This window comes from Pseudomonas sp. NPDC089741, assembly GCF_044748825.1.
GTDB classification, from domain to species: Bacteria; Pseudomonadota; Gammaproteobacteria; order Pseudomonadales; family Pseudomonadaceae; genus Aquipseudomonas; species Aquipseudomonas helmanticensis.
On record NZ_JBIVGT010000040.1, the window covers coordinates 1 to 25760 of the forward strand.

Consider the following 25760-nt stretch of genomic DNA (forward strand, 5'->3'; position numbering starts at 1 on the left):
GGCTGCTGTGCAAATACCTCTCGGAAGAATGGGATTTCTCCTACAACTTCGCCAACGACGACAGCAGCGACGCCAGCGTAATGGGCCGTATCCGCCCATGGAACGCGATGAAGCTGATATCCAACGACATCATGCGTTACGCCGAAGAAAGCGATGACGGCAACATCCAGAACATTGATGTCAATGCGATGGAAAAGCACGCCAACCAGTACATCTCGCAGCAGATCTTCAACATTCTGACGGCGCAGGCAGTTACGACTGACTACGACCAGAACTACTTCCGTCGCGCCGGCATCGACATCGGCGAAACTATTCGCCTCGACGCCAACGACCTGTTCATGAGCCTGGCCGGCCCGGTAGCGATTGCCTACGCCGAATCGGTGGTGCCGGAAACCCCGCCGCCGAGCAGCGACAAATTCAAGGTGTTCGACAAAGAGCCGCAGCGCCTGAACATCGATGACCTGTTCTTCCGCTCGATCGACCTGCCGCACTTCAACAAGGTCACCCAGGCGATCGAAGGCATCAGCCTGCTGCCGATCGAGTCCAAGCGTTATCGCGCGTCGCTTGAGCAGTACAAGAATTCCGGCTACGACGCCGCCGCTTTGCACGACCTGCACTTCTTCAAGAACTGCTCGTCGGTGGTCTCGATCGTGTCGTTGCCGAAAGACTACAAGCTGTCGTACATGGACCTGAACCGGTTGAAGACTCACCTCAATAGCCTGTTCCCCAACACCACGCTCAAGCGTTACGCACTGGTGATCGGCGCCTCGGCCAACCTCTCGCTGACCACTTTGATCGCGAAGAGCCCGTGCCTGTCAGACGACTTCCTGACGCTGATCGTGGCGTTCATCAAGCGATGCTTTGCGAAGAACCCGTACCGTTTCGACGAGACCCTCGACAACTCGATTCTCGACTTCATCATCAACGAAGAATTCGACGAAGACCGTATCGACGACCTGCTCAACGAATTCGAAAACCCGGCGAAGATCCTTGATACCAACTGGTACGCGATCAAGCCGATGTACGAGAAGAAGTATCGCGAACTGATCAACGACAAAGAGAAGTTTGTCTCGATCAATGACATTCGCCTGTCGCGCGATTGTGTGAAGAAGTCGATCAAGTACCTGCGCGAGATTTATCGTCACCGGATTGGCAAGACCAAGGTTATTTCGCTGAATAACCATACCGGGAAGTCGTTTACGGTCTGATCCGGAACCGAGTCGCCGCCTTCGCGAGCAGGCTCGCTCCCACGATCGTTCCCACGCTCTGCGTGGGAATGCCGCCCGGGACGCTCTGCGTCCCATGCGGACGCAGAGCGTCCATTGATGCATTCCCACGCGGAGCGTGGGAACGATCATATCCAGAAACAATTAAGCAGCCGTTAGGCTGCTTACTAAACTGTTCCCGTTACGTTTACGTCACCGTGATGCCACCCTCGCTTGGGGTGTTTCTCTACGGCAACGTGCCATCACGCTACTCGGCTACACACTTTTCGCTGACGACCGGTCGCACCATCAAGGTGCGACGTCTGCAGCGACTGCCCTTTCCTGGATCAGAATCCACGGCGAAACCACCACCGCCCACAACGGCGGATCACGTTCGAAAAGATCCAGCGCCCGCGTTTCAGACAGCTTGGCGACCTTGTCTTCGGCCAGCCAGGCAGCCACTTTCTCGCCTTCGTCCGAGGCTACGGCCTCGGCAGCGGCGATCAGATCCAGCGTAGGGTCGACCCACAATAGGGCACCCTTGGCGAAGAACGGCTCCAACTCCTTCCAGGTAATAGATGCGGTTTCACCAAGCAGCTTGGCATAGAGGGTGCTAGGTTCTTGATTCATGGGCGCTGTTCCGGAAAAGAAATCGACGCAAATGATAACGTCGGTGGTCCGTCAGCAAAACCCGGTTGCAAATGGCTGCACCGAACGAAAAGAGCAGGAACGCCAAGGAATGCTGTTGATTGGGATATATGCCCACGAACGCCCCGCCGCAATTCTGTCTTTTTCATTCAAAAATGCGACACCCCCAAGTTTTGCCCCTCGGCGCCCGCTTCCCAGGCTGACAACCGGCGCTCTACACTGTACCGGTACAGTTGCCGGGGGCATTTCCGGAGGGTATCGCAAAGATATCTGACCCGGTTCTGCTGCTACGGCGCCAGAACTCAAAAAAATTACAACAGTAAGAGTGGAGCACTATGACTAAGGCTACTAAGCAGATTTCCAAACTGTTTGCCGCTATGGTTCTGGCCGGGGTTGCCAGCCATTCGTTCGCAGCTGACACCATCAAAATCGGTATCGCCGGCCCTAAAACCGGTCCAGTAGCCCAGTACGGCGACATGCAGTTCAGTGGCGCCCGCATGGCCATCGAACAGATCAACGCCAAGGGCGGCGTCGACGGCAAGAAACTCGAAGCCGTTGAATACGACGATGCCTGCGATCCGAAACAAGCGGTAGCGGTAGCGAACAAGGTCGTCAACGACGGCGTCAAGTTCGTCGTCGGTCACCTGTGCTCCAGCTCCACTCAACCGGCTTCGGACATCTACGAAGACGAAGGCGTGATCATGATCACCCCGGCTGCCACCAGCCCGGACATCACCGCCCGTGGTTACAAAATGGTCTTCCGCACCATCGGTCTGGACAGCGCCCAAGGCCCTGCCGCCGGTAACTACATTGCCGATCACGTAAAACCGAAAATCGTTGCTGTGCTGCACGACAAACAGCAATACGGTGAAGGCATCGCCACCGCCGTCAAATCCACCCTTGAGAAGAAAGGCGTGAAAGTTGCCGTGTTCGAAGGCGTCAACGCCGGCGACAAGGACTTCTCCTCGATCATCGCCAAACTCAAGCAAGCCAACGTCGACTTCGTTTACTACGGCGGCTACCACCCGGAGCTGGGCCTGATCCTGCGTCAATCGGCTGAAAAAGGCCTGAAAGCCAAGTTCATGGGTCCGGAAGGCGTGGGTAACGACTCCATTTCGCAGATCGCCAAAGACGCTTCCGAAGGTCTGCTGGTAACCCTGCCGAAATCCTTCGACCAGGATCCGGCCAACATTGCCCTGGCGGATGCATTCAAGGCGAAGAAAGAAGACCCGAGCGGCCCGTTCGTGTTCCCTTCCTACTCGGCGGTTGAAGTGATTGCCGGCGGTATCGCCGCTGCCAAGAGCGAAGACCCGGCCAAAGTGGCTGAAGCCATTCACGCCGGCACCTTCAAAACCCCGACTGGCGATCTGAGCTTCGACGCCAAGGGTGACCTGAAGGACTTCAAATTTGTGGTTTACGAGTGGCACTTCGGCAAACCAAAAACTGAAGTTTCGCCTCAGTAAGGCGCGCCCTGACTGACTGCCAATAAAGCCCACGGCGTGCCGTGGGCTTTGTTTTACGAATGTATGGGCCGCGCTGGCGTGATCCGCCAGTCTCCCCACCTGAAAATCTCAAAACCGTCATCAGCGGTTCGCTGGCAAAACCCGGATTCGAAGTGGATATAGATCCACGGGGCCGGGCGGGAAAATGACTCCACCAGTGAAATGCGTATCAGGTTTTTAGGAGCGTTGTAATGCCTGACCTCTATCACTTCTTCCAGCAGCTGGTTAATGGCCTGACCATTGGCAGCACGTATGCCCTGATCGCCATCGGCTATACGATGGTTTACGGCATCATTGGAATGATCAACTTCGCCCACGGCGAGGTGTACATGATCGGTTCCTACGTGGCGTTCATCGCCATCGCCGGGCTGGCCATGATGGGAATCGACAACGTCCCGCTGTTGATGACCGCCGCCTTCATCGCGAGCATCGTTGTCACCAGTTCGTATGGTTACAGCATCGAACGGATCGCCTACCGCCCCCTGCGCGGCAGCAACCGTCTGATCCCGCTGATCTCCGCCATCGGCATGTCGATCTTCCTGCAGAACACGGTTCTGCTGGCGCAAGACTCCAAGGACAAATCCATCCCCAACCTGATCCCCGGGAACATTTCCTTCGGACCAGGTGGCGCACATGAAGTGCTGATTTCCTACATGCAAATCGTGGTGTTCGTGGTGACCCTGGTCGCCATGCTCGGGCTGACGCTGTTCATCTCCCGTTCTCGTCTGGGCCGCGCCTGCCGCGCCTGTGCCGAAGACATCAAGATGGCCAACCTGCTCGGCATCAACACCAACAACATCATCGCCCTGACCTTCGTCATTGGTGCTGCGCTGGCGGCCATCGCGGCCGTGCTGCTGAGCATGCAATACGGTGTGATCAACCCGAACGCCGGTTTCCTCGTCGGCCTCAAAGCCTTCACCGCAGCGGTACTCGGCGGTATCGGCAGCATCCCCGGCGCCATGCTCGGCGGGCTGGTGCTGGGGGTGGCGGAAGCGTTTGGTGCCGATATCTTCGGCGACCAATACAAGGACGTCGTGGCTTTCGGCTTGTTGGTTCTGGTGCTGTTGTTCCGTCCGACCGGCATTCTGGGCCGTCCGGAGGTTGAGAAAGTATGACTAGGAATCTTAAACAGGCGCTGTTCAGCGCTTTGCTGGTGTGGGCCGTGGCCTACCCGGTACTCGGTCTGAAACTGACCATCGTCGGCATCAACCTCGAAGTGCACAACACCAGCCCGATGATTCTGGCGACCATCGCCATCTGCTCGGTGCTGATGTTCCTGCGGGTGCTGTTCAACCAGCAGATCAGCAAGGCGTGGAATTCCTCGCCGGGCCTGCCGCTGATCCCGGCCAAGGCCAGTAACTTCCTGACCCTGCCGACCACGCAACGCTACTTCATCATTGCGCTGATCATCGGTGCGCTGGTGTGGCCGTTCTTCGGCTCGCGCGGTGCGGTGGACATCGCGACGCTGATCCTGATCTACGTGATGCTTGGCCTTGGCCTGAACATCGTCGTCGGTCTGGCCGGTCTGCTTGACCTCGGTTACGTCGGCTTCTACGCCGTCGGCGCCTACAGCTACGCGCTGCTGTCGCACTACTACGGTTTGAGCTTCTGGATCTGTCTGCCGATTGCCGGCCTGATGGCGGCGACGTTCGGCTTCCTGCTGGGCTTCCCGGTATTGCGTTTGCGCGGTGACTATCTGGCGATCGTGACCCTCGGCTTCGGCGAGATCATCCGTCTGTTCCTGCGTAACCTGACCGACATCACTGGCGGTCCGAACGGCATCAGCAACATCGAGAAACCGACGTTCTTCGGCCTGACCTTCGAGCGTAAAGCCGCGGAAGGCATGCAGACCTTCCACGAGTATTTCGGCCTGCAATACAACTCGATCAACAAGGTGATTTTCCTCTACCTGGTGGCCTTGTTGCTGGCACTGGCGGCGCTGTTCATCATCAACCGTCTGCTGCGCATGCCGATCGGCCGTGCGTGGGAAGCGCTGCGTGAAGATGAAATCGCCTGTCGGGCACTGGGTCTGAATCCGACGATCATCAAGCTGTCGGCGTTCACCCTCGGCGCGAGCTTCGCCGGTTTCGCCGGTAGCTTCTTCGCTGCCCGTCAGGGCCTGGTGACCCCGGAATCGTTCACCTTCATCGAGTCGGCGATCATCCTCGCCATCGTCGTGCTGGGTGGCATGGGCTCGCAGTTAGGTGTGATCCTCGCCGCTGTGGTGATGATCCTGTTGCCGGAAATGATGCGTGAGTTCAGCGAGTACCGGATGTTGATGTTCGGTGCGCTGATGGTGTTGATGATGATCTGGCGTCCACAAGGTCTGCTGCCGATGCAACGCCCACACATGGAGTTGCGAAAATGAGCCGCGAGATTCTTAAGGTCGAAAACCTGAGCATGCGCTTCGGCGGTTTGCTCGCGGTCAACGGCGTGGCCCTGACCGTCAAAGAGAAACAGGTGGTTGCGCTGATCGGCCCGAACGGCGCCGGCAAGACCACCGTGTTCAATTGCCTGACCGGTTTCTACCAGCCAACGGGCGGCAGCATTCTGCTCGACGGCGAGCCGATTCAAGGCCTGCCGGGCCACAAGATCGCCCTCAAAGGCGTGGTGCGCACCTTCCAGAACGTGCGCCTGTTCAAGGACATGACGGCGGTCGAGAACCTGTTGATCGCCCAGCACCGTCACTTGAACACGAACTTCCTGGCTGGCCTGTTCAAGACTCCGTCGTTCCGCAAAAGCGAGCGCGAGGCCATGGAGTTTGCCGAGTACTGGCTGGAAAAGGTCAACCTCAAGGAGTTCGCCAACCGTACCGCCGGCACCCTGGCCTACGGTCAGCAACGGCGTCTGGAAATCGCTCGCTGCATGATGACCCGTCCGCGGATCCTCATGCTCGACGAACCGGCCGCCGGCCTGAACCCGAAGGAAACCGAAGACCTCAAGGCGCTGATCGGCATGCTCCGTGAAGAGCACAATGTGACAGTGCTGCTGATCGAACACGACATGAAACTGGTCATGAGCATTTCCGACCACATCGTCGTGATCAACCAGGGCACGCCTCTGGCTGACGGCACGCCGGAACAGATCCGCGACAATCCTGAAGTGATCAAAGCCTACCTGGGGGAAGCGTAAATGCTGCAGTTCGAAAACGTTTCCACCTTCTACGGCAAGATCCAGGCCCTGCACAGCGTCAACGTCGAAGTCCGTCAGGGCGAGATCGTCACCCTGATCGGCGCCAACGGTGCCGGCAAATCCACGCTGCTGATGACGCTCTGCGGTTCGCCGCAAGCGCACAGCGGCAGCATCCGCTACATGGGTGAGGAACTGATCGGCCAGGACTCGTCGCAGATCATGCGCAAGAGCATCGCGGTGGTGCCGGAAGGTCGTCGGGTGTTTGCCCGTCTGACCGTTGAAGAAAACCTGTCCATGGGCGGCTTCTTCACCGACAAGGGCGACTATCAGGAGCAAATGGACAAGGTCCTCGGCCTGTTCCCGCGCCTGAAAGAACGCTTCAACCAGCGCGGCGGCACCATGTCCGGCGGCGAACAGCAAATGCTCGCCATCGGCCGCGCGCTGATGAGCAAGCCCAAGCTGTTGCTGCTCGACGAGCCGTCGCTGGGCCTGGCACCGATCATCATCCAGCAGATTTTCGACATCATCGAAATGCTGCGCAAGGACGGTGTGACGGTGTTCCTGGTCGAGCAGAACGCAAACCAGGCGCTGAAAATCGCTGACCGGGCGTACGTTCTGGAGAACGGCCGCGTCGTCATGCAAGGTACCGGTGAAGCACTGCTGACCGACCCGAAAGTACGCGAGGCGTACCTCGGCGGCTGATGCATGCGCCCAACAAAAAAAACGGCCCTCGGGCCGTTTTTTTATACCCCACACATCCCCCCTGTATTATCTGGAAAAATTGCGATGAGTTGAGACTGAGGCGTCAGGTCGAACAAAAAACGGCGTTCTGGCCGTTTTTTGTGTCGTTCAATAAAAAGACCTCAGGTTTTGATATGCGCGTGCAGATAATCAAGCGCCTTTTGCACGGTATGGATTTTTTCGGCTTCTTCTTCTGGGATTTCCGTCTCGAACTCATCTTCTAATGCCATGACCAGTTCAACGGTATCGAGCGAGTCCGCACCCAGGTCATCAATAAAATGGGAAGACAACAAAATATTGCTCTCGGACAAACCTAATTGCTCAGCAACAATTTTAATCACACGCGACTGTATGTCATCCATCTTAAAACCCCACTTTCTCAACCTTGCAAACTTCAATTGCCTTAAGCAAATAAATATTTGCCGGTGATTAATTAGCTAAATTTCAATGCGCAGTTATTTTTCAACTCTCGATCGAAGCGTCTCTTTTGCAGCTAGCACCCCCAACGCCTGCAGGACTTTATTGACTGCGTGCAGGGCGCCCACATCCTCTAACGTAGCCTTTTTATTGAGAATTCTTCGAAAGCAAAAATAAATCTGCATCTCTCCCAATGCGGCACCATCGTGAACCATATCCTCATCAAGGATGATTTGAGCCTTTTCATTGATCTTGATTTCTAGAAACTCCATTAACTCAGCCCTGGTCATAACTCTCTCCTTTTTAAAAACCGCTAGCCTTTGAGTGTATTCAGCTGACTCAGAACCTCGAACTGTCAGAAATAACAGTCTTTTATGACCATTCGCGATTACCAACTGGTGTTTATTCCGCGAAGAACAAAAGACAGACTTCGCAAGTTTGAAAACGCCTGATATCAACGGCAAACACAGTCTCTGTAGGAGCTGCCGCAGGCTGCGATCTTTTGATCTTGATTCACCAGGGAAAAAAGACAGATCAAAAGATCGCAGCCTGCGGCAGCTCCTACAGGGGGTTTTGGATTATTTGGGAAAAATTTGCGGTGGGCTGTAACGCATTGTCGACTGGTTTCTCTAGAGGGGTAAGCAAGCGCAAATCGCTTGTACAAACCCTGACAAGACTGGAGAAACATCATGACTGCTACCACCCGCACCCTGTCCGCCACTGCCCTGGTTCTGGCCCTCGGTTCTGCCCTGAGCATGGCCGCTGTTTCCACCGCCCACGCCGCCGACGACATGGAAAAATGCTTCGGCGTGGCCATGAAAGGTCATAACGACTGCGCCGCAGGTGCAGGCACCACCTGTGCCGGCACGGCGAAAATGGATTACCAGGCCAACGCCTGGAAACTCGTGCCGAAAGGCACCTGCGCCACCACCGAAAGCAAGACCTCGCCGACCGGTTTCGGCCAGATGGAAGCCTTCAAAGCCAAATCCTGATCCCCGGTCTGCCTGAGTGACGATCATGTCCAACGCCCATCAATCTGCCCTCCCCCGCACTCAGGCAGCCCGCGCCGAGCTCCCGCCACGTGCGGGGCTCGGGCTCAAGAGCGAGCACTTTGCGCAAGTGCTCGGTTCGTCACCGGACCTCGGTTTCTTCGAGGTCCACGCCGAAAACTACATGGTCGACGGCGGCCCGTTTCATCATTTTCTGGGTTTGATTCGTCAGCAGTATCCGCTGTCGCTGCACGGTGTCGGGTTGTCCATCGGTGCTGAAGGGCCGCTGGATAAAGACCATCTCAAGCGCCTTGCCGAGCTGATTCGGCGCTATCAACCACAGTCCTTTTCCGAACACCTGGCCTGGTCCAGCCACGGCCCGGTGTTTCTCAATGATCTGCTGCCACTGGCCTACGACGCGCCGACGCTGAACCGTGTCTGCGAGCATATCGTTCAGGTGCAGGACAGCCTCAAACGCCCCATGCTGTTGGAGAATCCGGCGACTTATCTGGCGTTTCAGCGCTCGACCATCGATGAGCCGGAGTTCATCGCCGAGGTCGTCCGCCGAACTGGCTGCGGCCTGTTACTCGACGTGAACAATGTCTACGTGTCGTGCATCAATCATCAGCGCGATCCGCTGGCTTATCTCGACGCACTGCCGCTGCATCGCGTCGGCGAGATTCATCTGGCCGGTTTTGCCGAAGATTCCGACAGCCCCGGTGAACGCCTGCTGATTGACGATCACGGTGCACCGATCGATCAAGCGGTGTGGGATTTATACCGGCAAGTTCTGAAACGCATTGGCCCGGTGGCCACGCTGATCGAACGTGACAATCAAGTGCCGGCGTTCGATGTGCTGCTGGCCGAAGCGCAGCAAGCCGATCACTTGTTGCTGCAAGCCAGGGGGCGCGCATGAGTACGCACAGCGCTTTCGCTTCCGCGCTCATTGACACGCGGCTTCCCTGCCCCGACGGCTTGTGCAGTGCCAGCGGCGCCGATCCGGCCAGGCGCTTCGCGGTGTATCGCAACAACGTGCAAAACTCGCTGATCAACGCGTTGGCCGCCAGTTATCCGGTGGTCAGGCAATTGGTCGGCGAGGAATTCTTTCGGGCGATGGCCGCCGTTTTCTTACAGGTCCAGCCGCCGCAAAGTCCGCTGATGAGTCGTTACGGCGAAGATTTCGCTGACTTCGTTGCCGCGTTCGAGCCGGCGTCCAGCGTGCCCTATCTGGCCGATGTCGCGCGCCTTGAGCGTTTGCGCACCTGTGCTTATCACGCGGCCGATGCGTTGCCGGTGCGGGCGGAAGAAATCACTGCTGCACTCGCCGATCCGCATTCCCTGAGCGCCCTGAGTGTCGAGTTGCATCCGTCGTTGCATCTGCTCGACTCACCCTGGCCGACGGTCGCGATCTGGGCAGCGCATCAACGGCAAGCAACGCTCGCGGGCATCGACTTGCAGCAAGCACAGCACGCGCTGGTGCTGCGCAACCATCTCGTCGTTGAAGTGTTTGTCATCGAGCCCGGCACCAGCGCGTTTATCCGCCATCTCATCGATGGCCAGCCATTACTGGCGGCAGCTGAACACAGCCCTCCCTTCGATCTTGCACAAACCCTCGGCTTGCTGATCGCGCACAACGCCATCACCCACTTGAGCAACAAGGAATCGCCATGAACAACCTCATCGTCCGCGCCATCGCGCTGCTGGAAAAAATCCCCCACAGCCTGATCGCCTTCATCGCACGGTTTTCGATTGCCGCGGTGTTCTGGAAGTCCGGACAGACCAAGGTCGAGGGATTGGCCATTGACCTGATCGACGGCACCTTTCAACTGGGTTGGCCACGACTGGCGGACTCGACGATTCCGCTGTTCAAGAGCGAATACCCTGTGCCGCTGCTGTCGCCAGAGATTGCTGCGCACATGGCCGCATTCGCCGAGCACTTCTTTCCGGTGTTGATCCTGATCGGTTTCGCTACACGGTTTTCTGCGTTGGCATTGCTGGGCATGACCCTGACGATTCAACTGTTTGTGTACCCGGATGCGTATCCGACTCACGGCACCTGGGCGGCGATATTGCTGTACCTGATGGCGAGCGGGCCTGGGAAGCTGTCGATCGATCATCTGATCTCGCGGTATGTACAGCGCTGACCGTTCGTCTAATAGCCCCCGCCACCTGTCAATCCTGACAGTAGGCAGGAGGCTCATTACCGCGTTGACTCATGCCTTCGAACCGTATCACTTCGAAGGAAACGTCCATGAGCGCAAAAGATACCGAACCGGGTGTATTGGCCATTAATCCTCCTCGCATTCCAAATGCGACAGATCCAATCACCCCTTACCCGCCCCCATTACCGGGCGTGTACTACGTTGGTCTTGCGCAATCGGCGTTCACTCTGTCGCTGACCCGTGATCCCACTCGCAAAAACGCGGCGTTGGTCTTGGCCGATCCCCTTTCCGATGATCCTGCCAACCAATATGAAACCCTTGCTCTGAGGGTCAACAACACGCAGGTTTCCAGCCAATACGTAGAGCCGGAAGATCAAAATGGAATCGTGCAGGCACAACTGCCCCAGGCAGAACTCAACGAAGGCTTGAATATCCTGGAGCTGCGCTATATCCGAGCCAGCGGAAACTTTAACGACTCACGAAAGCTGGGAATCCAGTACCACCGAAATCTACCAGGCGGCAATGATGTGCCGGGAACCGGGGATCATCCTGATTTGCACCTGGATTTTGCATCGCAGTTGGGCAGTCCTCCGGTGATCGGGCCCGAGGAGTTCGCCAATGGTCTGGTCCGGCTGAATCTCGACTATCCGTTCAAACGCGCCTACGACACGATCAAATTCGAAATCAACAATGTGCCGTTTTTTTTCACGGTACAGCCGGGCGAGGAAAACAAACCTTTCGTTATCATCGTAACGATGGAGATGTATGTCTCGGCCGGAAAGCCTGGCGTGCTCACGGTCAGCTACACCGTGACCGATCAACTGGGCAATCCCACGCACTTGCGACGTTGGTCAAGACGGATATCGGCAACCGTCGATCCCGTGGACGGTGAGTTAGACGTCATGGGCGCACGCGTGGCCGCAGTGCAATACTGGGCCAACAAAGGCGCGTCGCGCTATATCACGGCCCTCGACGCGCGGACCGGCAAACCTCTCAGAGCACGGTGGCGATATGAGGGTGAAACGCAAGAAGTGGCTACCGCTCACTTCGATGACCTCCACCCCGAGCACCCACTTCATGTGCGATATGGCGGGCGAAGCGTAACCATCAGACCGGCGAATTTTTTCGGTAACGGATTCTGTGACCTCGACAATTTCAACCTTGCTCACTCTGCCTTCGTGGCATTGAAAGATGACGGAAATGTATTCACATGGGGTGTTCCAGACAATGGTGGTCGCACTGTGTCGATTAGCGATGTCAGCGTCGTGGCCTGGTCAATGGCGGCATTCGCTGCACTCAAGCGCGATGGTTCAGTCGTCGCATGGGGGAACTCAGTGTTAGGAGGGGAAGTCCCCGCGCCCATCGCGGCGCGTCGAGACATACGCCGACTGTGTACGGCAGGCCAGGCCATTGCGGCACTGACAAACGACAACTCCGTGGTTGCATGGGGCGTCCCGGCCAATGGTGGACAAGTGCCCGCCAACATCGCTGCGCTGAAAACCATCCGCAACATTCGGGCGAGCGCAACGGCATTCACTGTGCAACTGACGGACGGGTCGCTAATGGCATGGGGGGATGCCTCGCGCGGTGGAGTGGTGCCAGCCGACATCGCTCGTCTACGCAACATCGCCGAGGTGGTCAACAATCATGATTCGTTTGCGGCCCGCCTGACCAACGGCACCGTAGTAGCGTGGGGCAACCCAGACTCAGGAGGTCAACTGATCAGCCCTCTGAGCAATGTTGCCCGAATCATCAGCGCCGGCTACGCCTATGTTGCGCATCTGGACAACGGGCAAATAAAAACATGGGGCAGACCAGACTGGGGGGGCGCTGCACCGGCGTCGATTCTTGCCCTCCACAACATCATCGATATCGTCGGCGCCGGCTATGCATTTGCGGCCATTCTGGATGACTATCGTGTCGTGGCGTGGGGCAACCCGGACCACGGTGGGGAGGTACCCAGAGCGATAGGAGAGTTGCGCAATGTCGTGCAACTCGCCGCGACCAATGGCGCCTTTGCAGCCCTGTGTGCGGATGGCAGCGTGGTGACCTGGGGCAATTCTGTCTGGGGCGGGGACAGTGCTCTGGTCAGCAAGCGCTTGAAGGATGTCGTGGCCATTTACAGTAACTCTGAAGCATTCGTGGCGTTGACCAGGACAGGTGTCGTCATCACTTGGGGGCTGGCCGAGTCGGGAGGCCATGACACCGCGGCTGAATATGAACTGCTGGAAGAAATCTCCTATTCAGCTTCGACGGTCGCACAAGGGATCACAAGCGAACAGTCTATCTAGACACCAACGGCGTTGATACAAGAAGGCGCTGGTGGCCGTCAAAGTTGATCCAGCGCCTCTCCACTGCGCTTGAACCAGCCGATCAGATAGTCCGCCAGCACCTGCGTACGTTTCGGCAGCCCTCCCTGATACGGATGCACCAGGTACATCGGCATGCGTCGGGTCTGAAAATCACGCAGCAGCCATTTCAATCGCCCGTCCGCCAATTCCGCTTGCAGGAGGTACGAAGGCAATCGAGCGATGCCGGCGCCGGACAGCGCAGCTTTTTTGAGCAGGCTGTAATGGTTGCTGGCGAACGGCCCGGACACCCGCACCCGCAACAATTCGTGCTGCTGGTGATACAGCCATTCTTCGCGGCCACTGTAGTGACTGTTCAGCAAGCAGCGATGTTCGGCCAGCGCCTGCGGCATGATCGGTTCACCGAAACGCTCGAGATACGCCGGGCTCGCACAGGTCATTTCCTGCCAGGCCAGCAGCGGTTTGGCCACCAGCCGCTGATCGTTGGCGACCTCGGAACGAATCGCCAGATCAAAACCATCCCGCGACAAGTCGCGATAGCTGTTGTTCAGTTCCAGCTCGATCTGCACCTCGGGGTATTTCTGCGAAAACTCCAGCAGCAAGCCGTCGAAGAAGGTTTCCCCCAACGACACCGGAACCGTCATGCGCACGGGACCGGCCATATCGTCCTTCAAACGCGCCAATGCCTGACGGGCCTTTTCCACCTGAACAACCAGCGCTTGCGCTTGCGGCAGAAGCGCTGCGCCTGCCGCCGTCAGGCTCAAGCGGCGCGTGGTGCGCTGCAGCAACACCACGGAAAACTGCGCTTCAAGCTGGCTGATGCGCTTGGACAACTGGCCCTTGCTACAGCCCAATTGCTGCGCAGCCAGGGTGAAACTGCCAGCCTCGATCAGCACGGCAAACGCCGCCAGGTCATCCATTTCGCTCATGGATTGTTTCCATTTGAAAACCAAAGGTTGCCTATTAGTGCGCTTATCCGCAGAAAAAACCACTCTAGACTGAAACCTCGTTCAATCACTTGAGGTACAGCTCGATGAAAATTCTGTTGATAGGCGCTGGCGGCACCATCGGTTCGGCCGTGGACAAAGAATTGTCGCAACGTCACGAAATCATCCGTATCGGTCGTAACAGCGGTGATCTGAATGTCGATATCAGCGACAGCGCGTCAATCCGCAAGCTCTTCGAGAAAACCGGCAAGTTCGATGCGCTGATCTGCGCCGCCGGCAACGTGACCTTCGCGCCGCTGGATGAGATGACTGGAGACAGCTTCGCCCTCGGCCTAAAGGACAAGCTGATGGGCCAGGTCAATCTGCTGCTGATCGGCAGGGAATTCGCCAATGACGGTGCTTCGTTCACCTTTACCACCGGCGTGCTCAGTCATGATCCGATTCGCAGTGGCGCATCGGCGGCGCTGGTCAACGGAGCAATCGACAGTTTTGTTCGTGCGGCAGCCATTGAATTGCCGCGCGGTCTGCGGGTGAACTCGGTCAGCCCGACCGTGTTGCTGGAGGCTATGGGTAAATATGCGCCGTATTTCCGTGGGTATAAGCCGGTTCCGGCGGCGGATGTGGCATTGGCTTATGCGAAGAGTGTTGAAGGCTTGCAGACGGGTCAGACGTTTCACGTCGGTTAAGATCAAAGGATCGCAGCCTGCGGCAGCCCCTACAAGGGCATGTCGGGGGTTGTGATCTTTTGCATTTTGCCGACGGTCTTCATAACCCGGTGTACACGTATCCATGCAGGAGCTGCCGCAGGCTGCGATCTTTTGCATTTGACCGGCAGGCTGCGTAACGTGGCGGCACTTGTCTGGAGAGCCGAAGATGCGTGTTGCCCGTTCGTTAGTCCTTGTTGCCCTGCTGCCGTTGTTTGCCGCCTGCCAGTTGTTCGATGGCCAGCGAGAAAGTGCCTCGCACGTCGGGCAGACGCGGATGCAGGGGCAGTTGACCGCCGCTGACGGCAAACTGGTGTTCCAGCCGTGTCAGGATCAGCGCCAACTCGTCGTCAATGACATCGGTGGCACCAGCATTCTGCAGGAAGCTGCTACCTTGGCCGACGAGCAAGGCAAACTGTTCGCCGATGTTCGCGGCAAAGTCGCCGGCGATCGACTCGACCTGACTCAGCTGTATCGTGTCGAACGCTCCGGCACCGCCTGCGATGATCCGAATTTCAAACTGCTGATTCTGCGCGCCAGCGGCCACGGTCCTGAGTGGAACGTCAAAGTCAGCGGCAAAGGCATGGTCATCGACCGTGAAGGCCAGCCGCCACTCGCCGTACCTTATGTTGAAGAACAACTGGGCGACGGACGCTTCAACCTCAGCAGCGAAGCCAACAACCAGCGCATCGAATTGTGGGTCGCGCCGCAGCGCTGCGTCGACAGCAGCACTGGCAGCGTGCAGCACATGAGCGCCGAACTGCGCATCGACGGCAAGGTGCAGCGCGGTTGCGGGTATTTCGGCGGATCGCGCAACGACTGAGCGTTTTAGCCTCACCGGATCCGGCCTTTGCGGCTTATAATCGCGGCCTTCAAACGCCCTGGCGCAGTTGTGCGCCCCGCGAACCCGGATCCTCGCCATGTTACGAATCACTGAACTCAAGCTGCCAATCGACCATCCCGAAGAAGACCTGCGCCCTGCCATCGTGCAGCGCCTGGGCATCGCCAGCGATGATCTGCTCGATTTCACCTTGTTCAAGCGCAGCTACGATGCGCGCAAAAAGTCCTCCGAACTGTGCTTCATCTACACCATCGACCTCGAAGTGCGCGACGAGGCCAAGGTGTTGGGCAAGTTCGCCGACGACCGTAACGTCAACGTGGCGCCGGATGTCAGCTACAAATTCGTCGGTGAAGCACCAAGCGATCTGAGCCAGCGCCCGATCGTCGTCGGTTTCGGCCCGTGCGGGATCTTCGCCGGCCTGTTGCTGGCACAAATGGGCTTCAAGCCGATCGTCCTCGAACGCGGTACCGAAGTCCGTCAGCGCACCAAGGACACTTGGGGCCTGTGGCGGAAAAGCGTGCTCAACCCCGAGTCCAACGTGCAGTTCGGCGAAGGCGGCGCGGGCACATTCTCCGACGGCAAACTGTACAGCCAGATCAAGGACCCGAAATTCCTTGGCCGCAAAGTCCTGCACGAGTTCGTCAAGGCCGGCGCGCCGGAAGAAATCCTCTACGTCAGCAAGCCGCACATCGGTACGTTCCGTCTGACCGGCATGGTTGAAAACATGCGCGAGCAGATCCGCGAACTGGGTGGCGAAGTGCGCTTCCAGGAACGCGTCACCGACGTGCTGATCGAAGACGGCCAACTGGTCGGCGTCGAACTGGCCAGCGGTGAAACCCTGCATTCGAAACACGTGGTTCTGGCCCTCGGCCACAGTGCCCGCGACACCTTCCGCATGCTTCACAGCCGTGGCGTGTTCATGGAAGCCAAACCGTTCTCGGTGGGTTTCCGTATCGAACACCCGCAATCGCTGATCGACCGTGCGCGCTTGGGCAAGTACGCCGGACACCCGAAACTGGGTGCCGCCGACTACAAACTGGTGCACCACGCCAAGAACGGTCGTTCGGTCTACAGCTTCTGCATGTGCCCGGGCGGCACCGTGGTCGCGGCGACTTCCGAGCCGAACCGCGTGGTCACCAACGGCATGAGCCAATACTCGCGTAACGAGCGCAACGCCAACTCCGGCATCGTCGTCGGCATCACCCCGGAAGTCGATTATCCGGGCGGCCCGCTGGCGGGGATCGAGTTGCAGGAACGTCTGGAATCCCACGCCTTCATCCTTGGCGGCAGCGATTACAAGGCACCGGCGCAACTGGTTGGCGACTTCATCAACGACATTCCTTCGACCGAACTGGGCGAAGTCGAGCCGTCGTACAAACCAGGTGTAGCGCTGGGCGATCTGGCCCTGGCGCTGCCGGATTTTGCCATCGAGGCAATCCGTGAAGCGTTGCCGGCGTTCGAGAAGCAGATTCGCGGTTACTCGCTGCACGATGCGGTGTTGACCGGGATCGAGACGCGCACTTCCTCGCCGCTGCGCATTACCCGTAACGAGACGCTGCAGAGCATGAACGTGAAGGGCTTGTTCCCGGCCGGTGAAGGCGCGGGTTATGCGGGCGGGATTTTGTCGGCGGGTGTTGACGGGATTCGTATTGCTGAAGCCGTGGCGCGCGACATCCTCGGCCTGACTGACTGACACAAAACCCTGTAGGAGTGAGCCTGCTCGCGATAGCGGTAGTCCATTCAACATCAAAGTTGAATGCTATTCCGCCATCGCGAGCAGGCTCACTCCTACAGTTGATTTCGCTGTGTCAGATGTTGGCGCGTAGCACTGAAGTCGGCAGCGCCTCACCACGCTCGGCGCTCGCCGCCACTGCCTCGATCAACCCAGCCAACTCGTACCCCTGAGCCTTCAGCCAATCCTGATCGTAATAGGTGTCGGCATAGCGTTCGCCGCCATCGCACAGAATCGCCACGATCGACCCCGACTCCCCCGCCGCTTTCATCTGCTGCGCCGCCATCAGTGCACCAATCAGATTGGTCCCGCTCGAGCCGCCAACATGTCGACCCAGGCGCTGCGCCAGATAATGCATGGCCGCCAGCGACAAGGCATCCGGCACTTTGACCATCGCATCGATCACTTTGGGCAGGAACGACGCTTCGACGCGCGGCCGGCCAATGCCTTCAATGCGCGAACCGCAATCCAGGCGCAGACTGGCGTCGCCGGTCTGGTAGTAATCGAAAAACACCGAACGCTCGGCATCGGCGCACAACACGCGGGTGCAATGCTGGCGATAGCGCACGTAACGGCCGAGGGTCGCGGTGGTGCCGCCGGTGCCGGGGCTGGAAATCAGCCAGCTTGGCTCGGGATGCTTTTCGTAACGCATCTGCTGGAAGATCGACTCGGCGATGTTGTTGTTCGCGCGCCAGTCGGTGGCTCGTTCGGCGTAGGTAAACTGGTCGATGAAATGGCCACCATGTTCACGGGCCAGGCGCTCGGATTCGGCGTAGATCTGCGTCGGATCTTTCACCAGATGGCTCTGGCCGCCATAGAAGGCAATCTGCGCGATCTTCTCTTTGGAAGTGGTTGCCGGCATCACCGCAATAAACGGCAGGCCGAGCATCCGCGCGAAATACGCTTCGGAAATCGCCGTCGAACCGCTGGACGCCTCGATCACCGGCGCACCCGGTTTCAACCAGCCGTTACACAATGCATAGAGAAACAGCGAGCGCGCCAGCCGATGCTTGAGGCTGCCGGTCGGGTGGCTCGACTCATCCTTGAAATACAACTCGATGCCTGCAAAACCCGGCAGCGGCAAAGGGATCAGGTGGGTGTCGGCGCTGCGCTGGAAGTCCGCCTCGATAATGCGGATGGCTTCGCGGGCCCACTGTCGGTTGTCGCTCATGGTGATGGTTCTCGTTGAATCGGGCAGGAGATCGGCCTCTATGAAGGCTCACTCATCAGCTTAGGAAAAAACCTACATCGCGCACAGGTACAGCTGAGTCTCAATATGTCAGGCAACTGCTAGGCTCACCGTGGCTTGGGCCAGACACCTTGTAACGACATATAACAAAAAAGAATATAACTTTTGTTTTAACAACTAACAGTACGGGTTAGGGTGTCCCACCTTTTTGACGATTCGATGGAGAGCGACCTTGCCTCTGCGTAGCACTTTCACGCGTTTCTTTCAGTTGGAAGCTGCCAGCGGTCTGTTATTGATCGCCGCGGCCATTCTGGCTCTGATTATCAACAACTCGCCACTGTCGTGGCTGTACACCGGCCTGCTCGACACCCCCGTGGTGGCGCAGATCGGTGCGTTGAAAATCGCTAAACCCCTGCTGCTGTGGATCAACGACGGCCTGATGGCGATGTTCTTCCTGCTCATCGGCCTGGAAGTGAAGCGCGAAGTCCTCGACGGCCAGCTGTCGAAACCGTCGCAGATCGTCCTGCCCGGTGCCGCTGCGATTGGCGGCATGCTGGTGCCGGCGCTGATCTACTGGTTCCTCAACCGTGACAATCCGGCAGCCCTCGACGGCTGGGCGATTCCGACCGCCACCGACATCGCCTTCGCCCTCGGCGTGCTGGCCTTGCTCGGCAAGCGCGTTCCGGTATCGCTGAAGCTGTTTCTGATGACCCTGGCGATCATCGATGACCTCGGCGCCATCGTGATCATCGCGATCTTCTATTCCGGCGAACTCTCGACCCTGTCGCTGGGTCTGGCGGCGGCGTGTATCGCGGCGCTGGTGGCGATGAACCGGCTCGGGGTGGTCAAGCTCGGGCCGTACATGATCATCGGCCTGATCCTTTGGGTTTGTGTACTCAAGAGCGGTGTCCATGCAACGCTGGCGGGTGTCACGTTGGCCTTCTGCATCCCGCTGCGCACGAAAAACGCCGAGCCGTCGCCACTGCTGACCCTCGAACATGCGCTGCACCCGTGGGTGGCTTACGGCATTCTGCCGCTGTTCGCCTTCGCCAACGCCGGCCTGTCGCTGAGCGGCGTCACCGTCGAAAGCTTCACTCACCACGTGCCAATGGGCATTGCGGTTGGGCTGCTGCTGGGCAAGACCGTCGGCGTGTTCGGCCTGACCTGGCTGGCCGTGAAGATCGGCATCGCCACCCTGCCCCAAGGCGCCAACTGGGGCCAGGTCATGGGCGTGGCGATTCTTTGCGGGATCGGCTTCACCATGAGCCTGTTTGTCGGTTCGCTGGCGTTTGAACCGGGTGTGAGCGATTACGCCGGGATGGACCGGATGGGGATTTTGACCGGGTCGATTCTGGCGGCGCTGATTGGTTATGCGGTGACGGCGGCGGCGAGTCGCCGAAACACAGTACTGAATCCTGCGTAGAACACCTGTGGCGAGGGGATTTATCCCCGTTGGGCTGCGAAGCGGCCCCCGCTTTTAAATTAAGAGCTGGGGGACTGCTGCGCAGTCCAACGGGGATAAATCCCCTCGCCACAAGTGCCGCCATACTGATACACAGCGATTAATCCCCACGTCTTTAGAGACGCGTCCTACAGCCACCATTTTCCTGCTTCGTTAACGTTACGCAGCCCTTTGCGAAGGGCTGTCGACGGATGAACGAAAGGACGATCAGTGGCTGGCAACAAGGACATTCCCCGGGTTCAAAACCCACCGCAAGGCGACGGGCATCACGTCACCTACCGCTACATGACGGCCACTGAACTGGCCGAGCGCGACGCCAGACAAAATGCTTACGACGCCATGCTGGCCCGACAGGATGCTTTCGAGCGCAGCCGTGAGGTGGCGGTCAAAAAAGCCGAGCCCGTTCGGGCTGGCTGTGTATTCGCCAAGTCCTGCAATCTGCCGGATGCAATTATCGATTACTCCAGTCCTTCGGGGATGGTGCCGACTGACAGCCTGAAGGATTACGGCGAGCTGATTTTGCTGGGCGCGCGTGAGGCTGATGACAGCGGCGAGGTCCCTCTCAAGAAAATCGGTGCGACAGCCATCCCGGCCGGGTTTGGTAGTCTGGCGTTGGCCGGTTCGGTGTTTGAAACACTGCCCGCTGTGATATCCAGTGCGGCTGTTGCGCCTTTGGTGGGTTTGGTAGCGCTGTTCATGCCATCGAGTCTTGGCGACAGCGCGTTGTATACCGATGAGCAGTTGCGCGGACTTGAGCAGGCGCGAACACGAGTTCGGCTGAGCATCGAACAACAGGCCGACGGCCGCCTGAACGGTTACGGTTTTTACACAGGCAAGAATCGCGACTGGGAAATGGTTGATGTCGTGCAGTTCACCGCGCGCGGTAGCCAGTTCATTGCGGATCTGGGTGAAGGCGTCGAACTGATCTGGACGCCTGCTGTGGATGGCTCAGACATCCTCGGCATCCCCGCTTTAGAGACTGCACCGCAGGCACCCCATATTTGGGTTTATCCGCCGACGAAAGCGGCGGATGGGATTTTGGTCAACCCGGTTTATCCGCCGGAGTATCGGGATTTTATTCTGGTGTTTCCGGCTAATTCGGGTGTTAGGCCGGTATACATCGTAGTCAGCACATCATCACGTAAAGGCTTACCGTCCGCGGGGCATAGTTATCATAGGCCTCCAAAAGCAGAGGAAATCACTGCATTTCCCGGACTGATAAAGGTGCAGAAAAAGAATCCCATACAAGGAGGCGGAGGACTTCGGGAACGGTGGAAAGATGCGAAAGGTAGAAAAATCTACGAGTGGGATTCGATGCACGGAGAGCTGGAGGTTTACCGAGCAAGTGACGGAACTCACCTAGGCGCGTTTGACCCCTTTACAGGGGAGCGACGCGAAGATGCGAAAGATGAAAGAAGCATCAGAAAAAAATATTTGTGAGGTTGATGATGGGATTAAAACTGAGGCTAGAGTGGTACGACAAGCAAAACCATCTATGCGAGGGTGAAGAGTATTCCAAGGATTTAGGTGATGATGAAACCGTTTTGAATGCTTTGGGTATACCTGTGGAAAACAACATAAACAATGGCGGTTTCAATGTTCTCGAAGATTGGATTCGAATCATTCAGCCGTATTTTCAACATGGCATCGTCTTCAAAACTTACGATTATCAGATCTCTTTTGACTACAGCGATGTCTGGTGACGGTCTCTTATGATTTATAGGATTGAAGCATTCGATAGGAAAACAGAGTTTCTCGTTTTTGAAGAAGACCTGCCTAGCGGATGCGACGAGAACCTGGCTGCTATCATGAATTGGTCTTGTAAGCAGGAAGGCTGGGAGGGTTACGATCTTTCAAATAATCAGCTTGCCGCGCTGGAGAAACTGCTGGAAAGGAATGTCTTCGATCCGAAGTACACCTTCCAACTGACGTGCAATGGACGTTGAAACGCATTAAAAAAACCCCGACCAGTCACCTGATCGGGGTTTTCTTTAACAACTCGCTATCGCTTAGTGCGAAACGCGGCTCGTCCCGCCAACAGTCGAAATCCGCACGCGCTCGCCAACGCGGAACACTTCGTTCTCCTGAACCTGCTGCACATAGGCGCGCATGCTGCCGTCGTCTTCACGTACGGTGATTTCCACACCTTGCGTACGGGTCAGGCCTTCTTCAGTGGCCGAACTAATCAAGCCACCCGCCACCGCACCGATGACTGCAGCAACGATGCTGCCCTTGCCACCGCCAACGGCTGCACCGGCGAGGTCGCCCATCGGGGTCGGCGGGATCGGCTTCACCATGAGCCTGTTCGTCGGCTCGTTGGCGTTTGAACCGGGTGTGAGCGATTACGCGGGGATGGACCGGATGGGGATTTTGACCGGATCGATTCTGGCGGCGCTGATTGGTTATGCGGTGACGGCGGCGGCGAGTCGCCGAAACACAGTACTGAATCCTGCGTAGAACACCTGTGGCGAGGGGATTTATCCCCGTTGGGCTGCGAAGCGGCCCCCGCTTTTAAATTAAGAGCTGGGGGACTGCTGCGCAGTCCAACGGGGATAAATCCCCTCGCCACAAGTGCCGCCATACTGATACACAGCGACTAATCCCCACGTCTTTAGAGACGCGTCCTACAGCCACCATTTTCCTGCTTCGTTAACGTTGCGCAGCCCTTTGCGAAGGGCTGTCGACGGATGAACGAAAGGACGGTCAGTGGCTGGTAACAAGGACATTCCTCGGGTTCCCAACCCACCGCAAGGCGACGGGCATCACGTCACCTACCGCTACATGACGGCCACTGAACTGGCCGAGCGCGACGCCAGACAAAATGCTTACGACGCCATGCTGGCCCGACAGGATGCTTTCGAGCGCAGCCGTGAGGTGGCGGTCAAAAAAGCCGATCCCGTTCGCGCTGGCTGCGTATTCGCCAAGTACTGCAAATTGCCGGATGCGATTATCGATTACTCCAGTCCTGCGGGGATGGTGCCGACTGACAGCCTGAAGGATTACGGCGACCTGATTTTGCTGGGCGCGCGTGAGGCTGATGACAGCGGCGACGTCCCTCTCAAGAAAATCGGTGCGACAGCCATCCCGGCCGGGTTTGGCAGTCTGGCGTTGGCCGGTTCGGTGTTTGAAACACTGCCCGCTATGATATCCAGTGCGGCTGTTGCGCCTTTGGTGGGTTTGGTCGCGCTGTTCATGCCATCGAGTCTTGGCGACAGCGCGTTGTATACTGATGAGCAGTTGCGCGGACTTGAGCAGGCGCGAACACGAGTTCGGCTGAGCATCGAACAACAGGCCGACGGCCGCCTGAACGGTTACGGTTTTTACACAGGCAAGAATCGCGACTGGGAAATGGTTGATGTCGTGCAGTTCACCGCGCGCGGTAGCCAGTTCATTGCGGATCTGGGTGAAGGCGTCCAACTGATCTGGACGCCGGCTGTGGACGGTTCCGACATCCTCGGTATTCCGGCGTTGGAGGCTGCACCGCAGGCGCCGCATATTTGGGTGTATCCGCCGACGAAAGCGGCGGATGGGATTCTGGTCAACCCGGTTTATCCGCCGGAGTACAGGGATTTTATTCTAGTTTTTCCACTAGGCTCGTTGGTTCAGCCGGTTTATATAGTTGTAAGTAAACTTCCTGACCACGAGTATTACGACGACCCGGAAACACTTCCCGCATTCCCCGATACGAAAAGGGTGAAGTCAAAAGCTTCCGTACAGGGAGGGGGAAAGAAAAGAGCCCGCTGGCTTGATCGAAAGAGCCGGATATATGAGTGGGACTCCAAAAGCGGTGCTGTCGAAATTTATGACAAATTAGGAATACACCTAGGAGAGTTCGATCACGTAACCGGGAAGCAAACCAAAAAAGCGAAGCCGGGCCGGACGACTCCCAAATAACTCAAGAACGAGAAAAACTATGCGTTACCTATCTATCACTGGATTCTTGCCTGACGAAGCAAAAGACGATTCATTGCAGTTCGAGCTACTGATAAAAGACTACGAGCTAAACCAAGCATTAGCACAATTAACAGAATCAAAATCCCTTGATGATCTGGAACCAGGTGAACTGGAAATGACTGATACTCAAATAAAGCAAGCCGCGGAACTCTTGAACACCGAGTTCCCGGAAGGCTTGGAATATTTCATTGGAACCCGAGCATTATCTTGACGAACGAGGGTGCAAAAAACAAAAACCCCGACCAGTCACCTGATCGGGGTTTTTCTTTACCCTACATCCCGCTTAGTGCGAAACGCGGCTGGTCCCGCCGACGGTGGAGATGCGCACGCGCTCGCCAACGCGGAACACTTCATTCTCCTGAACCTGCTGCACATAGGCGCGCATGCTGCCGTCGTCTTCACGTACGGTGATTTCCACACCTTGCGTACGGGTCAGGCCTTCTTCAGTCGCCGAACCAATCAAGCCACCCGCCACCGCACCGATGACTGCAGCAACAATGCTGCCCTTGCCACCGCCGATCGCGCTGCCGCCGACGCCGCCGACTGCTGCACCGGCGATGCCGCCGATCGGGGTTTTGGTGCCTTCGATTTTCACCGGGCGCAGGGATTCGATGGTGCCCATGCGAATCGTCTGCACGCGACGTGCTTCGTCACGGGAGTAGGAGTCACCGGTCAGGCTCGATTGGCAGCCGGTAAGCAACATCGCCATCGTGGAAAAGGAAGCAACCAGCAGAACAGACTTACGCATAGCATCAACTCCAAAAGAACATATATTCATTAAACTCCGTGGCTTGACGCCTGTCACGACGCAGCCCGGACAAATTCGCTTTCATTCAGGCACGGTACAGACGCCTGCACGCTTTCGCTGACATAGCCCCTACAGTAGCGCCAAATTGGCAAACCTGCGCCACCGAGGCCAAGGATTTTCATGGATTACTTCATCATCGTCGTCACCACTGCCGCCGGTTTGTACTTCCATTGGTCGTTGTACAGACGGATCAAGCGCTGGATGGATCGCGACCTGGCGCTGTCACTGGCGGGTAAGGATGAGGGCAAACGTGCCTTCATGCTTGACCAGCTGGCGCGCGCTCAGGCGCAGAAGATCAAGCGCCGGGATCTGCCGAAGTGGCTTGAGGCCGCGTCAGCAGGCTATCCCGCTCGGTAGACTGTTCAGGGTGCCAGACGTTCAAGAATCCAGTCGGCGCCTTGCACACGGTAGTTGAGGCGATCGTGCAGGCGGCTTGGACGGCCCTGCCAGAACTCGATGCGCTCCGGCAGCAAGCGGTAACCGCCCCAGTGTTCCGGGCAGTCGGGCTGTGTGTCGGAAAAGCGCTGCTCGGTTGCCTTGAGCAAATCTTCCAGTTCACCGCGCCCGTCGATCACCCGACTCTGCGGCGATGCCCAGGCACCGAGACGGCTGCCCAGCGGCCGCACCTGATAATACGCATCGGACTCTTGCGGCGTGACCTTCACCACGCGCCCTTCGATGCGCACCTGGCGCTCCAGGGTTGGCCAGAAAAAGGTCATGGCGGCAAACGGATTTGCCGCCAGTTGCTGGCCCTTGGCGCTGTCATAGTTGGTGAAGAACGTGAAGCCCTGCTCGTCCAGGCCCTTGAGCAGCAGAATGCGGCAATGCGGACGCCCGTCAGCATCGACCGTGGCCAGGGTCATGGCGTTGGCTTCAACCGGCGCCTGTTCGGTTTTCACCGCGTCGGCAAACCACTGGTGAAACAGCGCAAACGGCTCGGCCGGGGCTTGCGCCTCGGTCAGGCCATCGCGGGTGTAATCACGACGCATATCTGCCAGAGCCTGGGTCATGGCGCATT

General features: G+C 57.7%; 27 protein-coding genes and 3 pseudogenes. 22 read left to right on the plus strand and 8 right to left on the minus strand.

Annotation, left to right across the window (positions count from 1 at the left end; all coding sequences use genetic code 11):
- A pseudogene (locus tag ACIPZE_RS25610) lies at positions 1-1208 on the plus strand (hypothetical protein); the annotation flags it as partial.
- Positions 1209-1514: 306 nt separating this feature from the next.
- Here the strand turns inward: ACIPZE_RS25610 and ACIPZE_RS25615 are convergent.
- On the minus strand, positions 1515-1835 hold the full coding sequence (locus ACIPZE_RS25615; protein WP_283437417.1) for a DUF2288 domain-containing protein: 321 nt from the start codon (positions 1833-1835) through the stop codon (positions 1515-1517).
- A 353-nt stretch (positions 1836-2188) separates the two neighbouring features.
- Between ACIPZE_RS25615 and ACIPZE_RS25620 the strand changes: the two genes are divergently transcribed.
- From ACIPZE_RS25620 to ACIPZE_RS25640, 5 genes are all read left to right on the plus strand, one after another.
- Positions 2189-3316 (plus strand): branched-chain amino acid ABC transporter substrate-binding protein, encoded by a 1128-nt coding sequence (locus tag ACIPZE_RS25620; protein WP_129390189.1) that lies wholly within the window; start codon positions 2189-2191, stop codon positions 3314-3316.
- A 230-nt stretch (positions 3317-3546) separates the two neighbouring features.
- The gene (gene livH / locus ACIPZE_RS25625) at positions 3547-4470 is read left to right on the plus strand and encodes a high-affinity branched-chain amino acid ABC transporter permease LivH (protein WP_034154997.1); all 924 of its coding nucleotides are present in this window, start codon (positions 3547-3549) and stop codon (positions 4468-4470) included.
- Positions 4467-5723 carry a high-affinity branched-chain amino acid ABC transporter permease LivM gene (locus ACIPZE_RS25630; RefSeq protein WP_129390186.1) on the plus strand — a complete coding sequence of 419 codons (1257 nt, stop codon included), beginning with the start codon at positions 4467-4469 and terminating at the stop codon, positions 5721-5723. Before livH ends, ACIPZE_RS25630 begins: the two co-directional genes overlap by 4 nt.
- Positions 5720-6487 carry a high-affinity branched-chain amino acid ABC transporter ATP-binding protein LivG gene (gene livG / locus ACIPZE_RS25635; protein ID WP_129390183.1) on the plus strand — a complete coding sequence of 256 codons (768 nt, stop codon included), beginning with the start codon at positions 5720-5722 and terminating at the stop codon, positions 6485-6487. The genes ACIPZE_RS25630 and livG overlap by 4 nt, the downstream gene beginning before the upstream one ends.
- Positions 6488-7189, plus strand: a complete 702-nt coding sequence (locus ACIPZE_RS25640; RefSeq protein WP_129390180.1) for an ABC transporter ATP-binding protein — start codon at positions 6488-6490, stop codon at positions 7187-7189.
- Between the two features lie 161 nt (positions 7190-7350).
- Here the strand turns inward: ACIPZE_RS25640 and acpP are convergent, their stop codons facing one another.
- Both acpP and ACIPZE_RS25650 read right to left on the minus strand, forming a co-directional pair.
- Positions 7351-7590, minus strand: a complete 240-nt coding sequence (acpP, locus tag ACIPZE_RS25645; RefSeq protein ID WP_400776122.1) for an acyl carrier protein — start codon at positions 7588-7590, stop codon at positions 7351-7353.
- A 93-nt stretch (positions 7591-7683) separates the two neighbouring features.
- On the minus strand, positions 7684-7935 hold the full coding sequence (locus ACIPZE_RS25650) for a hypothetical protein (protein ID WP_283437421.1): 252 nt from the start codon (positions 7933-7935) through the stop codon (positions 7684-7686).
- 399 nt (positions 7936-8334) lie between these two features.
- Between ACIPZE_RS25650 and ACIPZE_RS25655 the strand changes: the two genes are divergently transcribed.
- The 5 genes from ACIPZE_RS25655 to ACIPZE_RS25675 all read left to right on the plus strand — a co-directional run bounded on the left by ACIPZE_RS25655 (position 8335) and on the right by ACIPZE_RS25675 (position 13087).
- Complete coding sequence (locus tag ACIPZE_RS25655) at positions 8335-8637, plus strand: DUF2282 domain-containing protein (RefSeq protein ID WP_008086321.1); 303 nt, start codon at positions 8335-8337, stop codon at positions 8635-8637.
- A 25-nt stretch (positions 8638-8662) separates the two neighbouring features.
- Positions 8663-9550: a DUF692 domain-containing protein gene (locus tag ACIPZE_RS25660; protein ID WP_400776126.1), complete on the plus strand. Its 888-nt coding sequence runs from the start codon at positions 8663-8665 to the stop codon at positions 9548-9550.
- A complete protein-coding gene (locus ACIPZE_RS25665; RefSeq protein ID WP_400776128.1) occupies positions 9547-10305 on the plus strand; it encodes a DUF2063 domain-containing protein in 759 nt (252 codons plus the stop codon). Before ACIPZE_RS25660 ends, ACIPZE_RS25665 begins: the two co-directional genes overlap by 4 nt.
- A complete protein-coding gene (locus tag ACIPZE_RS25670; RefSeq protein WP_400776131.1) occupies positions 10302-10778 on the plus strand; it encodes a DoxX family protein in 477 nt (158 codons plus the stop codon). Before ACIPZE_RS25665 ends, ACIPZE_RS25670 begins: the two co-directional genes overlap by 4 nt.
- 107 nt (positions 10779-10885) lie before the next feature.
- A complete protein-coding gene (locus ACIPZE_RS25675) occupies positions 10886-13087 on the plus strand; it encodes a hypothetical protein (protein WP_283437425.1) in 2202 nt (733 codons plus the stop codon).
- Positions 13088-13125: 38 nt separating this feature from the next.
- On the opposite strand, the gene ACIPZE_RS25680 is transcribed toward ACIPZE_RS25675, so the two are convergent.
- Positions 13126-14034, minus strand: coding sequence for a LysR family transcriptional regulator (locus ACIPZE_RS25680; protein ID WP_400776134.1), 909 nt, complete (start codon positions 14032-14034; stop codon positions 13126-13128).
- Between the two features lie 104 nt (positions 14035-14138).
- Between ACIPZE_RS25680 and ACIPZE_RS25685 the strand changes: the two genes are divergently transcribed.
- The 3 genes from ACIPZE_RS25685 to ACIPZE_RS25695 all read left to right on the plus strand — a co-directional run bounded on the left by ACIPZE_RS25685 (position 14139) and on the right by ACIPZE_RS25695 (position 17290).
- Positions 14139-14738, plus strand: coding sequence for a short chain dehydrogenase (locus tag ACIPZE_RS25685; RefSeq protein ID WP_400776136.1), 600 nt, complete (start codon positions 14139-14141; stop codon positions 14736-14738).
- Between the two features lie 187 nt (positions 14739-14925).
- A complete protein-coding gene (locus ACIPZE_RS25690) occupies positions 14926-15579 on the plus strand; it encodes a COG3650 family protein (protein WP_283437428.1) in 654 nt (217 codons plus the stop codon).
- A 97-nt stretch (positions 15580-15676) separates the two neighbouring features.
- Entirely contained in the window at positions 15677-17290 is a 1614-nt protein-coding gene (locus tag ACIPZE_RS25695; protein WP_122591545.1) for an NAD(P)/FAD-dependent oxidoreductase, read from the plus strand.
- Positions 17291-17405: 115 nt separating this feature from the next.
- Here the strand turns inward: ACIPZE_RS25695 and ACIPZE_RS25700 are convergent, their stop codons facing one another.
- A complete protein-coding gene (locus ACIPZE_RS25700; protein ID WP_283437429.1) occupies positions 17406-18500 on the minus strand; it encodes a PLP-dependent cysteine synthase family protein in 1095 nt (364 codons plus the stop codon).
- 250 nt (positions 18501-18750) lie between these two features.
- Here ACIPZE_RS25700 and nhaA point away from each other — a divergent pair, with 250 nt between their 5' ends.
- The 4 genes from nhaA (at position 18751) to ACIPZE_RS25720 (ending at position 21926) form a co-directional block, all read left to right on the plus strand.
- Positions 18751-19941, plus strand: coding sequence for a Na+/H+ antiporter NhaA (gene nhaA, locus ACIPZE_RS25705; RefSeq protein ID WP_283437430.1), 1191 nt, complete (start codon positions 18751-18753; stop codon positions 19939-19941).
- A gap of 249 nt (positions 19942-20190) precedes the next feature.
- A complete protein-coding gene (locus ACIPZE_RS25710) occupies positions 20191-21420 on the plus strand; it encodes an S-type pyocin domain-containing protein (RefSeq protein ID WP_283437431.1) in 1230 nt (409 codons plus the stop codon).
- Positions 21421-21428: 8 nt separating this feature from the next.
- Entirely contained in the window at positions 21429-21683 is a 255-nt protein-coding gene (locus ACIPZE_RS25715) for a colicin E3-like toxin immunity protein (protein ID WP_283437432.1), read from the plus strand.
- 9 nt (positions 21684-21692) lie between these two features.
- Entirely contained in the window at positions 21693-21926 is a 234-nt protein-coding gene (locus tag ACIPZE_RS25720; protein ID WP_283437433.1) for a hypothetical protein, read from the plus strand.
- Between the two features lie 63 nt (positions 21927-21989).
- Here the strand turns inward: ACIPZE_RS25720 and ACIPZE_RS25725 are convergent.
- Positions 21990-22250: pseudogene (locus tag ACIPZE_RS25725) on the minus strand (hypothetical protein); the annotation flags it as partial.
- 10 nt (positions 22251-22260) lie between these two features.
- On the opposite strand from ACIPZE_RS25725, the pseudogene ACIPZE_RS25730 reads away from it, so the two are divergent.
- The 3 genes and pseudogenes from ACIPZE_RS25730 to ACIPZE_RS25740 form a co-directional block, all read left to right on the plus strand.
- Positions 22261-22437, plus strand: a pseudogene (locus tag ACIPZE_RS25730) (Na+/H+ antiporter NhaA); the annotation flags it as partial.
- A 249-nt stretch (positions 22438-22686) separates the two neighbouring features.
- Complete coding sequence (locus tag ACIPZE_RS25735; protein WP_400776142.1) at positions 22687-23874, plus strand: colicin E3/pyocin S6 family cytotoxin; 1188 nt, start codon at positions 22687-22689, stop codon at positions 23872-23874.
- A 19-nt stretch (positions 23875-23893) separates the two neighbouring features.
- Entirely contained in the window at positions 23894-24145 is a 252-nt protein-coding gene (locus tag ACIPZE_RS25740) for a pyocin S6 family toxin immunity protein (RefSeq protein ID WP_283437435.1), read from the plus strand.
- 72 nt (positions 24146-24217) lie between these two features.
- On the opposite strand, the gene ACIPZE_RS25745 is transcribed toward ACIPZE_RS25740, so the two are convergent.
- Positions 24218-24682 (minus strand): glycine zipper 2TM domain-containing protein, encoded by a 465-nt coding sequence (locus ACIPZE_RS25745; protein WP_008086349.1) that lies wholly within the window; start codon positions 24680-24682, stop codon positions 24218-24220.
- A gap of 180 nt (positions 24683-24862) precedes the next feature.
- Between ACIPZE_RS25745 and ACIPZE_RS25750 the strand changes: the two genes are divergently transcribed.
- A complete protein-coding gene (locus tag ACIPZE_RS25750) occupies positions 24863-25099 on the plus strand; it encodes a hypothetical protein (protein ID WP_400776146.1) in 237 nt (78 codons plus the stop codon).
- Positions 25100-25104: 5 nt separating this feature from the next.
- Here ACIPZE_RS25750 and pdxH read toward each other — a convergent pair whose 3' ends face one another.
- Positions 25105-25752, minus strand: a complete 648-nt coding sequence (pdxH, locus tag ACIPZE_RS25755) for a pyridoxamine 5'-phosphate oxidase (protein ID WP_283437437.1) — start codon at positions 25750-25752, stop codon at positions 25105-25107.
- Between the last annotated feature and the right edge of the window lie 8 nt (positions 25753-25760).